Below are 12,998 nucleotides of genomic sequence, written 5' to 3' on the forward strand. Positions count from 1 at the left end.
GCCGGGGTTCTCGTTACTGTTGCGCGGTGCCACGCCTGGTCCTCGCCTCCCAGTCTCCCGCCCGACTCGCCACGCTGCGGTCCGCCGGAGTCACCCCTGACGTCGTGGTGTCCGGCGTGGACGAGGACAAGGTCCTCGCCGACGCCGCCGACCGCTTCGGCGAGCTCGACCCCGCCGACGCCGTGCTGGTCCTGGCGCAGGCCAAGGCCGAGGAGGTAGCGTCCCGGCTCGAGGAGTCCCGGGACGACGCCTCCGCGGGGCCGGACGGCGGGCCGGACAGCGACGACGACGGCGGGCCGGACGCCGACGACGGCGGGTCCGTGGCGGCGCTCGCCCAGGACCTGAGCGACGTCATCGTGGTGGGCTGCGACTCCATGCTGGAGATCGGCGGCACGATCGTGGGCAAGCCGGCCGACGCAGCCACCGCCCGCGAGCGCTGGCGCGCCATGCGCGGCACCAAGGGCGTGCTGCACACGGGCCACTGGGTGGTGGACCTGCGCGACGACGCCTCCGGCGGCACGGGCGGCACCATCGGCTCGACGAGCTCCACCACCGTCTGGTTCGCCGACATCGACGACGACGAGATCGACGCCTACGTCGCCACCGAGGAACCGCTGTACGTGGCCGGCGCCTTCACCATCGACGGCCTCGGCGGCCCGTACGTCGAACGTATCGAGGGCGACCACCACGGCGTGGTCGGCATCAGCCTCCCCCTCCTCCGCGAGCTCCTGACGGACCTGAACATCCCGTGGCGCACGCTCCGCGACGCGTGACCGCGACGATGAGCGCGGGCTTAGTGGCACTCCGAGGCATCATTCCGCCACTACTCCCGCGTTCATTCGGCTAGGTCCACCGACGGGGGCAGCGGCGCTCCCCGGGTCCAGGAGAGGCCGGCCAGGCGGGCGGCGACATCCTTGCCGATGCCACCGACCAGCGCCTGGGCCGCCGGGTACCGGAGGACGATCAGCCGGCCCGTGCCGGTCAGCGCGTTCTGCCGCAGCGAGTCGTCAGCGAGCATCACCCGGCCGGTGTGGAAGGCGCGCCCGTCGATCTCCACCACCAGGTAGCGGCCGCCCGGCAGGCGCCACGCGAGATCAACCCTGGCCAGGAACACATCACCCAGCAGGAACGTGACCTGCTGGCCGTCCGGCGGCACGCCGTGGTCCAGGCAGGAGAGGCGAGCGGCCGTCTCCGCAGGCGACTCGTCGAGGGCAGACACCAGGGGGAACGCCGTGAGGGCCTGTACCGAACCCCGTCGTCGTCGCATCATGCCGGCCACGGTGTCGAGGGCTGCCGTGTCGAGAAGCTCCTTGTGCAGCACGCTGCTCAGCACCGCGACCCTCTCGCCACGCGTCAGCCCCGGAAGTCCCTGGACCAGGGCCGATGCCAAGGACGCGATGCTCCGGCCCCGGTACCGCACCGTCGGGAACGACCGGTACCTGCGGAGGACGACCGCGGGTCCCACCGCCGCGTCCTTACCGCCTGGGCGGGCCACCTCCGGCACGAGCCGTGCGGGCAGGCCGGCCACGCGGTACAGGGCGAGCGCGCACGCACCGGTGGCGATGCCATCGGGCACCGCGAGCATGCCCGTCCATGCCGCGCGACGGCGGACGTGGTCGTAGTAGTCGTCCCGCCGCCGTCGTTCCACCGGATCGGGGGCGGTGTCGTAGACGCAGCGGGCCGCCCGGGCCCAGCGTCCCGTCCGGATCAACCGCCCGACCGCGTACTTGTCGAGCCCGACGGCGTCGCACTGGGCCTTGTCCACGAGCCCCTCCTGCGCGCGGGCATCCGCCAGCAGCCGCGCGGGGATCTTCCGTTCTGGTCGCATGCCGCCCATCCCACACGGCCCGGTCCCCGTCCGAAGCACCCGACCCCGCCCCCTGTGCACAACCCCCGCCCCCACCGGCCTGTGGTCACCCTCCCCGCGGCGGTCCCCACCAGGTGAGCGCAGAGATGGTTGCACTCGGCGGACTCATACCGCCACCACGCCCGCGCTCACCACCCCGGAGGCGACGTTTACCCGATACCGACAAGGTGGAGCGGCTCAGTGGACTGGACAGTGCCCACGCCATGTGTGGATCCTCCAAACGCGTCGCTCCGGGGTTGGTCTGCTCCCCAGACTTTCTCCCGGGTGCCCGGAGGCGGTACATAGGTCCCGGATACCCGGGTTACGGTGAGCCGTGCCCAGTTCCAGCCTGCCCCGAACCATCTCGAAGGTGCTCATCGCCAACCGTGGTGAGATCGCCGTCCGCGTGGCCCGTGGATGTGCCGACGCGGGGCTGACGTCCGTCGCCGTCTACGCCGACCAGGACCGCGAGGCGCTGCACGTCCGCATCGCCGACGAGGCGTTCGCGCTCAGCGGCGCCCGCGCCGCCGACACCTACCTGGACCCGGCCAAGCTGATCGACGTCGCGCGCCGCTCCGGGGCCGACGCCGTCCACCCCGGCTACGGCTTCCTGTCCGAGAACGCCGAGTTCGCGCAGGCGGTCATCGACGCGGGGCTGGTCTGGATCGGCCCGCCGCCGTCGGCCATCGAGGCGCTGGGCGACAAGGTGAGCGCGCGGCACATCGCGCAGCGCGCCGGCGCGCCGCTCGTGCCCGGCACCCCCGACCCGGTGAAGGACGCCGCCGAGGTGCGCGCCTTCGCCGAGGAGCACGGGCTGCCCATCGCCATCAAGGCGGCGTTCGGCGGCGGCGGTCGCGGCCTCAAGGTCGCGCGCACGTTCGACGAGATCGAGGAGCTGTACGAGTCGGCGGTCCGTGAGGCGACGGCCGCGTTCGGCCGGGGCGAGTGCTTCGTGGAGCGCTACCTGGACAAGCCGCGCCACGTGGAGACCCAGTGCCTGGCGGACACGCACGGCAACGTCGTCGTGGTGTCCACCCGCGACTGCTCCCTGCAGCGGCGGCACCAGAAGCTGGTCGAGGAGGCGCCCGCGCCGTTCCTCACCCCGGACCAGGAGAAGTCGCTGTACACCGCCTCGGAGGCGATCCTGCGCGAGGCGGGCTACGTGGGCGCCGGCACCTGCGAGTTCCTGGTGGGCCTCGACGGCACCATCTCCTTCCTGGAGGTGAACACGCGGCTGCAGGTGGAGCACCCGGTGACCGAGGAGGTCACGGGCATCGATCTGGTGCGTGAGCAGCTCCGCATCGCCGCCGGCGAGCCGCTCGGCTACGACTCCCCCGCGATCCGCGGGCACTCGATCGAGTTCCGCATCAACGGCGAGGACCCGGCCGCGAACTTCCTCCCGGCGCCGGGCCGCCTGAGCACCCTCGCGTGGCCGTCGGGCCCGGGCGTGCGCGTCGACACGGGCGTCGTCGCGGGCGACACGGTCTCCGGCGCCTTCGACTCGATGATCGCCAAGCTGATCGTCACGGGCGCCACGCGCACCCAGGCCGTCGAGCGGGCGCGCCGTGCGCTGCGCGAGCTCGTGGTCGAGGGCATCCCCACGGTGGTCCCGTTCCACAAGGCGGTGCTCGACGCCGACGCGTTCGTCCCGGCGGACGGCTCGCCGTTCCGCGTGCACACCCGCTGGATCGAGACCGAGTTCGCCGACGAGCTCAAGACCCTCGCCCCGGCCGCCCCCGCCCCGGAGGCGGAGGCCGAGGCCGACGAGGTCATGGCCGAGCGCGTCGTCGTCGAGGTGGGCGGACGCCGCCTGGAGGTCGTGCTGCCCGCGGGCCTCGGGGTCGCCGCCGGCCGGGCCCGCACCGCGAACGCGGCCCGCCGCCCGGCCCGCCGTTCCGCGGCCAAGGCGTCGAGCGGCTCGGCGGGGACCACGCTGGCCTCCCCCATGCAGGGCACCATCGTGAAGGTGGCCGTCGAGGAGGGCGCCCAGGTCGCCGAGGGCGATCTCGTCGTGGTGCTGGAGGCGATGAAGATGGAGCAGCCGATCCTGGCGCACCGTGCCGGCACCGTCCGTTCCCTGACGGCGGCCCCGGGCGCCGGCGTGACCGCGGGTGCGGCGCTCTGCGAGATCGTCGACTGAGCAGGTGCCGAACCGGACGGTCGCAGACACGTCCCGGCCCGACCTGACAGACTGAGGCCGTGCCGAACCCGATCCTGCCCCCGCCCGACCTGCACCGGCACGGCGGCGACGGGTGGGTCACCTGCGGGGACCACCGGCACTGGGGCCTGTTCGGGGCGGCGGGCCTGCTGCTCGCCCGCCGGGACGACGACGGGGTGCCGTCTCACCTGGTGCTCCAGCACCGGGCCCTGTGGTCCCACATGGGCGGCACCTGGGGCATCCCCGGCGGCGCGCTGGCACCGGACGAGGAGCCGTCGGCCGGCGCGTTGCGCGAGGCCGCCGAGGAGGCCGCGATCGACCCGGCCGCCGTGCACGTCGTGGGTACGCACGTGCTGGAGCACCCGGCCTGGTCGTACACCACGGTGGTGGCCGACGTCGCCCCCGGGTACGGCGTCGAGCCGCGGGCAGCCGACCCCGAGAGCCTGGAGGTGCGCTGGGTGAGCCTCGCCGACCTGGACCGCCTGACCCTGCTGCCGGCGTTCGGCGAGTCCCTGCCGCGGCTCCTCGCGCTGCTCGGCTGACGACCCGTCCGGCCGGCCCAGACCCGGCTGACCTGCGGCAAGACATCTCGCCGTGACCGGACCGCAACCAGATTTCATCCGCTCCCCGCACCACGGGGCACCCCGGACGGCACAAGAATGTGACACGTGCCCCCTCTCCCCGCCGGCACGGCTTCGCGCCCCGGCGTCCGGCTAGCCGAGATCCACGGGCTCCGCGGTCTCGCCCTGGTGCTCGTCGTCCTGTTCCACCTCTTCGGCGCAGGACGGGTCTCGGGCGGCGTCGACGTCTTCCTCGTGGTCTCCGGGTTCCTGGTGACGCGCTCGCTCGTGCGGCGGGCCGACGACGGGTCGCTCCGGCTCGGTGCCGTCTGGGCCCGCAACGCGGCACGGCTGGCGCCGTCGGCCCTCGTGGTGCTCGCAGCCGTCGCGGCCGCCACCTGGCTGCTCCTGCCCGAGTCGCACTGGGAGAGCATCCTGCGCCAGGTGGTGGCCTCCGCCCTGTACGTGGAGAACTGGGACCTCATCGCGAACGAGCTCAGCTACGGCGCGGCGGGCCCGGCCGCGAGCCCCCTGCAGCACTTCTGGTCGCTGTCGGTCCAGGGACAGTTCCTCCTGGTATGGCCGCTGGTCGTCCTGCTGGTCGGCGTGGCGGTGCGGCGTGCCCGGCTGCGGGTGCGCACCGTGCTGCTGCCGCTGGTGGTGCTCGCGACGGCGGCCTCCTTCGCCTACGCCGTGCACCTGAGCGCCGTGCAGCAGCCCGTGGCCTACTTCCACACGGCCACCCGGTTCTGGGAGCTGGGTGCCGGAGCCCTGCTCGGGCTCGTCCCCCTCGGTACCCCCGGACGGGTGCGCGCCGTCGGCGCCTGGCTCGGCCTGGGTCTCGTGGTCGCCTCGGGCTTCGTGCTCGACGGCGGCACCCTGTTCCCCGGCCCGTGGACCCTCTGGCCGGTGGCCGGCGCCCTGCTCGTCATCGCGGGGGCCGGGGCGCCGTCGTCCTGGGGGCCGCGTGGCACGCTCGCCTTCCGCCCGCTGCGGTTCCTCGCCGACATCTCCTACGAGCTGTACCTGTGGCACTGGCCGGTGCTGATCTTCCTCCTCGCGCTGACCGGGGCGCACGCGGTCGGCTGGCGCGAGGCCGCCCTCGTGCTCACGGCCTCGGTGGTCCTGGCGTGGCTCACCCAGCGTCTGGTGGCGCGGCCCGCGGCGCGCGCCGTCCCCCGCGTGCTCCCGGCCGGCCGGGCACTGGTGTCGCTCACGGCCGCGGTGGCCGCCACGGCGCTCGTCGTCGTACCGGTGCTGGGTCTGCAGGCCGACCTGCGGGAGCAGACGGCGGAGGCCGCCGAGGAGTTCGGCGTCGTCGACACGCGGCACCCCGGCGCGTCGGCGCTCGGCTCCGCCGAGGTGGTGCCCGCCGCGGACCTGCGGCCGGCGCTCGGGGCCGCCCAGGCGGACAAGGGACAGTTCTTCACCGACGGCCGGTGCGTCCAGGAGCACGGCAGCGGACCGGGTCTCGACGAGGCCCTGTGGTGCGACCTGTACGCACCGGAGCAGCCGACGGCGACCGTGCTGCTGGCCGGCGGCTCCCACCTGTACCAGTGGTCCGAGACGTTCCTGGAGATCGCCCGGGAGCACGACTGGCGGCTCGTCCTCGCCGGCAAGGGGCAGTGCCGGGTCAAGCACGTGCCCGAGCCCGAGCACGGCTGCGTGCTGTGGGGCGACAACGTGATCGAGCTGGCGCGGGAGCTGCAGCCGGACGCGATGGTCGTCGACGGCACCCACACCCACTACGACGGCGAGCTGGAGACCGTCCCGCCCGAGCAGGTCGCCGCGTGGCAGCTCCTGGACCAGGCCGGTGTCCGGCTGATCGGCCTCCGCGACAACCCGCGCGGCGGCCACGACCCCCTGGTGCTCGACTGCCTCGCCGAGCACGGCGTGGGCAGCGGCCTCTGCGACCTGACCCGGTCCGAGGTGTACCCGGAGGTCTCACCCGCGCTGACCACGCCGGGGGTACCCGCGTCGATGGTGCACGTCGACCTCACCCGGTGGTACTGCCGCGAGTCGGACGACCGCTGCCCGGCGGTGATCGGCAACGTGCTCGTCTACCGGGACGGCAGCCACCTCACGAACACGTTCCTGCGGTCGTTGCAGCCGATGCTCACCGAGGCGCTCCAGGCGGAGGCGCCCTGGCTCTTCCCGGCGGAGCCCGCCTCGCGGCCCTGAGCCCGCCCGCCTCCCGGCCGAGGACCGCCCGCTGCTATAGGGTCGATTCGTGCACATCCGGATCGCTCCCGAAGAGGTGCTGGGCCTGGCGCGGATCGCCGGGCAGGCTCCGCCCGTCATCAGCTCCGTCGTCGGCGACCGGGACGTGATCCGCGTGGTCGCCGACCTGCGCCGCCTGGAGACGCTGCCCGGCCCGCTCAAGCTGGCCGTGAAGATCGCCCCGATCGTGCGGGCCGACGTGCGCCTGTCCGGGTTCGAGCGCGGCGTCGCCACGCTGACGGTCGAGGTGAACGCGGCAGGGCTCCCGGCGCACCGGCTGCTCAGCCTCGCGGCCGCGCCGATCGAGCAGGAGATCGCCAAGCAGGGCCTGCCGCCGGGCGTCGTCGACGTGCAGCCCGACGCGCGGATCGCCGTCGACGTCGAACGCCTCCTGGAGGTCAAGGTCCCAGGCCTCACCGTCTCGGGCGCGAAGGTCGAGGGCGGCCAGATCGTCCTCGACGCATCCGTGGCCTGAGCCGCGGGCTCGGGCGGGCAACCGGCAGAGTCGGAGACGTAGCGCACGAGGCACGAGGCACGAGGCACCCCAGGGAACCGCCCCGCGGAGGTGTGTTGCTCTCCGTAGAACATGTCTACTCAGAGCAACACACCCCCGAGGGGCAGGTGCACCCGGGCCGCGCAGGGCCGGCACACGCAGGGCCGGCACACGCAGGGCCCGCACACGCAGAGCCCGCACACGCAGAGCCCGCACACGCAGAGCCCGCACACGCAGAGCCCGCACACGCAGAGCAGGCACGCACGGGACGACGCCCACCGCACGAGGCCACGCGGAGAGCTCCGCCGGCGACGCCCTAGCTGCCCACCCGGGCGTCCAGCACGCGCGCACCCTCCGCGATCGACCCCGAGAGCGACGGGTAGATCGTGAATGCCGACGCGACGTCCTCCACGGTGAGCCGGTGCTGGACCGCCAGGGTGATCGGGAAGATCAGCTCGGACGCCCGCGGCGCCACCACCACGCCCCCGAGCACCACGCCCGCCTCGGGGTGCGCGAACAGCTTCACGAACCCATCGCGGATGCCGAGCATCTTGGCCCGGGGGTTGCGGGCCAGCGGCAGCGTCGTGGTGATGTACTTGGAGCTCTGCGCGCGGAGCTTCTCCTCGCTGTACCCGACCGTCGCGATCTCGGGCGCCGTGAAGATGTTCGACGCGACCGTGCGCAGCGCGAGCGGCTGGACGGCGTCGCCCAGGGCGTGGGCCACGGCGATGCGGCCCTGCATGGCCGCCACGGAGGCGAGCGGCAGCACACCCGTGCAGTCCCCCGAGGCGTAGATGCCGCGCACCGAGGTCCGTGAGACCCGGTCCACCACGACGTGCCCGGACTCCGACAGCCGCACCCCGGCCTCCTCCAGGCCCAGGCCGGACGTCGCCGGCACGCCGCCGACCGCCACCAGCACGTGCGACCCGTGCACCACGCGACCGTCCGCCAGCGTGACCTCCACGCCGTCGTCGGTGCGCACGGCGCCCGCCGCCCGCGAGCGGGACAGCACCGTCATGCCGCGGGAACGGAACACGCCCTCCAGGAGCTCGGCGGCGTCCTCGTCCTCGCCCGGCAGCACGCGGTCGCGGCTGGAGACGAGCACGACGTCGGACCCGAGCGCGTTGTACGCGCCCGCGAACTCCGCCCCGGTGACGCCCGAGCCCACCACGATCAGGCGTTCGGGCAGCTCACGCAGGTTGTACATCTGCGTCCAGGTGAGGATGCGCTCGCCGTCGGGCACCGCGGTGGGCAGGGTGCGCGGGGTGGCGCCGAGCGCGAGGAGGATCGAGTCCGCCTCCAGCACCTCGGTGCCGCCGCCGGGCAGCTCGGCGACCACGCGCGAGGGCCCGTCCAGCCGGCCCCTCCCCGCGATGATCCGGATGCCCTCGCGCTCCAGCCGGCCCCGGATGTCCGCGCTCTGCGCACGGGCCAGCGCGAGCACGCGCTTGTTCACGGCCTGCAGGTCCACGAGGTGCTTGCGCTTCTCGGCCGCCGACGCCGCCGCCTGCACCGCCGAGCCGCCCAGCGCGGGCACGCCGTAGGCCGACACCACGGGGATGCCGCCGGTGGCGAGCGAGACGTCGACGTCCGAGGCCGGGTCCACGACGTCGTCGGGCATCCGGATGCCGAGCTCGGGGGCGCGGTCGGCGATCGTCATCCACTCGGCGGTGGCGATGAGGGTCTTGGACGGCACCACGTCGGTCAGGACTGCCGCGCCGCCCAGGCCCTGCTGTTCCACGACGGTCACCTGCGCACCGTGGCTGCGGGCCACGAGGGCCGCCTCGTACCCGCCGGGTCCGCCACCTACGACGACGACGTGGGGCGGGACTGCTGTGGGATCGAGGGGGGTCACGGCCCCATTCTCGCATCGTCGCCGGATGTCACGAAGTCGCCCGCCCGGTGGGCGCGTGCCACAGGGAAAGTGGCGATAACCTCGGACCATGAGCACGGAGCCAGACCTCGACGACCCGACCACCGACCCCTTCGACGTGGCCGCGGCCGCCGCGGAGTACATCGCCGCCAAGACCGGGGTCTCGGGGCACGACGTCGCGCTCGTGCTCGGCTCCGGGTGGGGCGGGGCGGCCGAGCTGATCGGTGACGTCGTCGCCGAGATCCCGACCGCCGAGATCCCCGGGTTCACCAAGCCCGCGGTCGAGGGCCACCGGTCCACCACGCGCTCGATCCGGATCGAGCGGCCCGACGGCGCCGTCCGGCACGCGCTCGTGCTCGGCTCCCGCACCCACCTCTACGAGGGCCGGGGCATCCGGCGCGTGGCCCACGGCGTGCGCACCGCGGCCGCCGCCGGCTGCGAGACGGTGATCCTGACCAACGGCTGCGGCAGCGTGCACATCGGCTGGCGCCCCGGACAGGTCGTGCTCATCAAGGACCACCTGAACCTCACGGGGCAGACCCCGCTGGAGGGCGCCAAGTTCGCCGACATGACGAACATCTACACGCCGCGCCTGCGCGAGCTCGCCCGCAGCGTGGACCCGGACCTGCCCGAGGGCGTGTACGCACAGTTCCACGGGCCGCAGTACGAGACGCCGGCCGAGGTGAAGATGGCGGGCCTGCTGGGCGCCGACCTGGTCGGCATGTCGACGGCGGTCGAGGCCGTCGCCGCACGCCACTGCAGGATGGACGTGCTCGGGATCTCCCTGGCCACCAACCTCGCCGCCGGGATCAGCCCCAGCCCGCTCTCCCACGAAGAGGTGCTGGAGGCGGGCCGTGAGGCCGGCCCGCGGATCAGCGACCTGCTCGCCCGAGTGGTCAAGCAGCTCTGATGACCGAGCCCGCCACCCCGCCCACCGCGACCGGGACCCTCTCGGCGCCGGACCTGGTCGCGCGCGCCGAGGCCTGGATGGCGGCCGACGTCGACCAGGGCGACGTCGGCGAGCTGCACGCGCTGATCGCGCGGACGTCGGACCCCCACTCGGGCCGCGTCGCGCTCGCCGAGCTGGCCGACCGCTTCGCCGGCCCGCTCGAGTTCGGCACGGCCGGCCTGCGGGGCGCGATGGCCGCCGGGCCGAACCGCATGAACCGCGCCGTGGTGATCGCCGCCGCGGCCGGCCTGGGCAACTTCCTCGCCGCCGACGTGCAGGGCACCCCGCGCGTCGTGGTCGGTTTCGACGCCCGGCACCGCTCCGCCGACTTCGCCCGCGACACGGCGGCCGTACTGGTCGCGGCCGGGGCCGAGGTGCTGCTCCTGCCGGAGCCCGGTCCGACGCCGGTGCTGGCCTTCGCCGTGCGTCACCTGTCGGCCGACGCCGGCGTGATGGTCACCGCGAGCCACAACCCCGCCGCCGACAACGGCTACAAGGTGTACCTGGGCGGCCGGGTCGTGACGGACGCGGGCCAGGGCGCGCAGATCGTGCCGCCCTACGACGCTCTCATCGCGGGCGAGATCGCCCTGGTCCGAGCCGCGAAGGACGTGCCGCGCGCCGAGTCCGGCTGGACCGTGCTCGGGCCGGAGATCACCGACGCCTACCACGCGGCCGTCGCCGGTCTGCACGACGGCGCCACGGGCCCCCGGCTGCGCATCGTCACCACGTCGCTGCACGGGGTGGGCGGCGAGGCGGTCGCCCGGGTGCTCGCCGAGGCGGGCTTCACCGACGTCGTCCCCGTGGAGGAGCAGGCCGAGCCCGACCCGGACTTCCCCACCGTCGCGTTCCCCAACCCGGAGGAGCCGGGCGCGATCGACATGGCTCTCGCCCTGGCGCAGGACTCCCACGCGGACCTCGTCATCGCCAACGACCCGGACGCGGACCGCTGCGCCGTCGCCGTGCTCGACCCGCAGTACGGCACCTATCAGGGTGCGGAGACGGCGTCGTCGCAGGGCTGGCGCATGCTGCACGGCGACGAGGTGGGCATGCTGCTCGGCTGGGACGCGGCCGAGCGGGCCGTGAGCGCCGGGACCGGCGGCACGCTGGCCTGCTCGATCGTGTCGTCGCGGGCGCTGGCGGCCATCGCCGCGGCCCACGGCCTGGAGCACGCGACCACCCTCACGGGCTTCAAGTGGATCTCCCGGACGCCCGGCCTCGTGTTCGGGTACGAGGAGGCGCTGGGCTACTGCGTCGATCCTGAGCACGTCCGGGACAAGGACGGGCTGTCGGCCGCCGTCGCCGTCGCACAGCTCGCGCGCCGGCTGGCCGCGCAGGGCCGCACCCTCCTCGACCTGCTCGACGACGTGGCACGGGCCTGCGGTCTGCACGTGACGGGACAGGTGTCGGCGCGGTTCGACGACCAGGACGGGATCGGGTCGACGATGGCGGCGTTGCGCACCTCCCCGCCGTCGACGCTGGCGGGCTCGCCGGTGGACTCGGTGAGCGACCTCGCCGAGGGGATGGACGGCCTGCCGCCCACGGACGGCGTGGTGCTGCTGACCGCGGACGACACGCGCGTCATCGTGCGGCCGAGCGGTACGGAACCGAAGGTCAAGTGCTACATCGAGGTGGTCGCGCCGGTCGAGCCCGATGCCTCGGCGGCCGCGCTGTCCGAGGCGCGGGTCGCCGCACGGGACCGGCTGGCCCGGGTGGGTGCGGACGTGCGGGCGGCCCTGGGCCTGTGACCCGCCAGGTCACTCCACGACGTCGGACAGCATGTCGATGCCGTCCGGGGACTGGGCAAGGTACCCGGGCAGCCGGTCCTCCGCCACGGCCTGCATGAGCGGGTCGAACCGTTCCCGGTCGAGCACCACCGTCGACTGGCCGTCCGCGCTGCGCCCGGTGCCCGCGTAGGGGGCGGTCAGGAACGTGATGTCGCCCGTGGACAGGTCGCGGGCGCTGATCGCCAGCTCCAGCATCGTGTCGATGGTCAGGTTCTCGTCCACGGCGACGGACCGCAGCGCCGCCTCGAGGAACCGGGACAGCTTGGGCAGGTCGTTCTTGTCGGCCGTGGCCTGGGTGACGATGGCCCGCATCCAGGCCTGCTGCCGCTGCACGCGCCCGAAGTCGCCGTTCGGCAGGGAGTACCGCTCGCGGGTGAACTCCAGCGCCTCCTGGCCGGTCATCTCCTGGACCACGGAGCCGCCCGCGCCGTCGGGCACCGTGATCTCGACGCCGCCGAGGGTGTCGGTCAGCGTCGTGAAGGACTCGAAGTCGCTGACCGCGAAGTGGTCGATGCGGACGCCCGTCAGGTCCTCGACGGTCTCGATCATGAGCGCGGGACCGCCGTAGGAGAACGCCGCGTTGATCTTCGCCTCGCCGTAGCCGGGGATCGGCACCCAGGAGTCGCGCGGGATGGAGATCGCGGCGGCCGACTTCCGGTCGGCGGACAGGTGGAACAGCAGGATGGCGTCGGTGCGCTGGGCGCCGAACTCCCACGCGGACGGGTCGCCGGCGGAGATCCGGCTGTCGGACCCGAGCACGAGGATGTTGACGGGGGCCGGCGCTCCCTGCGGCGCCGGGGCGGGCCGGTCGGCCTCGTCGAGGCCGGCGAACGGGTCGTCGATGCGCTCGATCTTCTCGTCGAGCGAGATCCGGTAGCCGAACCAGGCCGTGGCCCCGCTGGCGCCGACGAGCACGAGCGCGCCCGCGACGAGCGCCGCGACGAAGCCCTTGCCCCGGGGGCGGCGCTCGCTCGGGCGGACGCCGGGGGCCGGCTCGGCCGCGGACAACAGGTCGTCGATCCGCTCGGGTGCATGCATACCCACGTACTTACCGCTGCGGGCAGGTCGGGCGCATCACCCCGAAAGAGACATCACCCCCGATTCACCCCCGCTCC

At 74.0% G+C, this 12,998-nt stretch carries 10 protein-coding genes; 7 read left to right on the forward strand and 3 right to left on the reverse strand.

Annotated features, from left to right (window positions below; translation table 11 throughout):
• Positions 1-26 precede the first annotated feature (26 nt).
• On the forward strand, positions 27-773 hold the full coding sequence (locus ACO229_RS15985) for a Maf family protein (RefSeq protein ID WP_423462101.1): 747 nt from the start codon (positions 27-29) through the stop codon (positions 771-773).
• Between the two features lie 62 nt (positions 774-835).
• Here the strand turns inward: ACO229_RS15985 and ACO229_RS15990 are convergent, their stop codons facing one another.
• Positions 836-1,828 (reverse strand): hypothetical protein, encoded by a 993-nt coding sequence (locus ACO229_RS15990; RefSeq protein WP_423462102.1) that lies wholly within the window; start codon positions 1,826-1,828, stop codon positions 836-838.
• A 379-nt stretch (positions 1,829-2,207) separates the two neighbouring features.
• On the opposite strand from ACO229_RS15990, the gene ACO229_RS15995 reads away from it, so the two are divergent.
• The 4 genes from ACO229_RS15995 to ACO229_RS16010 all read left to right on the forward strand — a co-directional run bounded on the left by ACO229_RS15995 (position 2,208) and on the right by ACO229_RS16010 (position 7,259).
• Positions 2,208-3,986, forward strand: coding sequence for an acetyl/propionyl/methylcrotonyl-CoA carboxylase subunit alpha (locus ACO229_RS15995; RefSeq protein ID WP_423465313.1), 1,779 nt, complete (start codon positions 2,208-2,210; stop codon positions 3,984-3,986).
• A 59-nt stretch (positions 3,987-4,045) separates the two neighbouring features.
• Positions 4,046-4,546, forward strand: a complete 501-nt coding sequence (locus ACO229_RS16000; protein ID WP_423462103.1) for an NUDIX domain-containing protein — start codon at positions 4,046-4,048, stop codon at positions 4,544-4,546.
• Between the two features lie 126 nt (positions 4,547-4,672).
• Positions 4,673-6,745, forward strand: coding sequence for an acyltransferase family protein (locus ACO229_RS16005; RefSeq protein ID WP_423462104.1), 2,073 nt, complete (start codon positions 4,673-4,675; stop codon positions 6,743-6,745).
• A gap of 49 nt (positions 6,746-6,794) precedes the next feature.
• Positions 6,795-7,259, forward strand: coding sequence for a hypothetical protein (locus ACO229_RS16010; protein WP_397416704.1), 465 nt, complete (start codon positions 6,795-6,797; stop codon positions 7,257-7,259).
• Positions 7,260-7,593: 334 nt separating this feature from the next.
• Here ACO229_RS16010 and ACO229_RS16015 read toward each other — a convergent pair whose 3' ends face one another.
• On the reverse strand, positions 7,594-9,132 hold the full coding sequence (locus ACO229_RS16015) for an NAD(P)H-quinone dehydrogenase (RefSeq protein ID WP_423462105.1): 1,539 nt from the start codon (positions 9,130-9,132) through the stop codon (positions 7,594-7,596).
• Positions 9,133-9,220: 88 nt separating this feature from the next.
• On the opposite strand from ACO229_RS16015, the gene ACO229_RS16020 reads away from it, so the two are divergent.
• Together ACO229_RS16020 and ACO229_RS16025 are read left to right on the forward strand one after the other, a co-directional pair.
• The gene (locus ACO229_RS16020) at positions 9,221-10,060 is read left to right on the forward strand and encodes a purine-nucleoside phosphorylase (RefSeq protein ID WP_397416700.1); all 840 of its coding nucleotides are present in this window, start codon (positions 9,221-9,223) and stop codon (positions 10,058-10,060) included.
• Positions 10,060-11,844, forward strand: a complete 1,785-nt coding sequence (locus tag ACO229_RS16025; protein WP_423462106.1) for a phospho-sugar mutase — start codon at positions 10,060-10,062, stop codon at positions 11,842-11,844. Before ACO229_RS16020 ends, ACO229_RS16025 begins: the two co-directional genes overlap by 1 nt.
• 9 nt (positions 11,845-11,853) lie before the next feature.
• Here ACO229_RS16025 and ACO229_RS16030 read toward each other — a convergent pair whose 3' ends face one another.
• A complete protein-coding gene (locus ACO229_RS16030) occupies positions 11,854-12,921 on the reverse strand; it encodes an LCP family protein (RefSeq protein ID WP_423462107.1) in 1,068 nt (355 codons plus the stop codon).
• Between the last annotated feature and the right edge of the window lie 77 nt (positions 12,922-12,998).

Origin of the sequence: Promicromonospora sp. MS192, assembly GCF_049532985.1 — a bacterium.
Classification (GTDB): Bacteria; Actinomycetota; Actinomycetes; order Actinomycetales; family Cellulomonadaceae; genus Promicromonospora.

What these genes read in the sequence shown, in the direction of transcription:
- ACO229_RS16020 (WP_397416700.1), top strand. Translation starts at nt 9,221, where the DNA reads ATGAGCACGGAGCCAGACCTCGACGACCCGACCACCGACCCCTTCGAC.
- ACO229_RS16030 (WP_423462107.1), bottom strand. Translation starts at nt 12,921, where the DNA reads ATGCATGCACCCGAGCGGATCGACGACCTGTTGTCCGCGGCCGAGCCG.
- ACO229_RS16025 (WP_423462106.1), top strand. Translation starts at nt 10,060, where the DNA reads ATGACCGAGCCCGCCACCCCGCCCACCGCGACCGGGACCCTCTCGGCG.
- ACO229_RS15990 (WP_423462102.1), bottom strand. Translation starts at nt 1,828, where the DNA reads ATGCGACCAGAACGGAAGATCCCCGCGCGGCTGCTGGCGGATGCCCGC.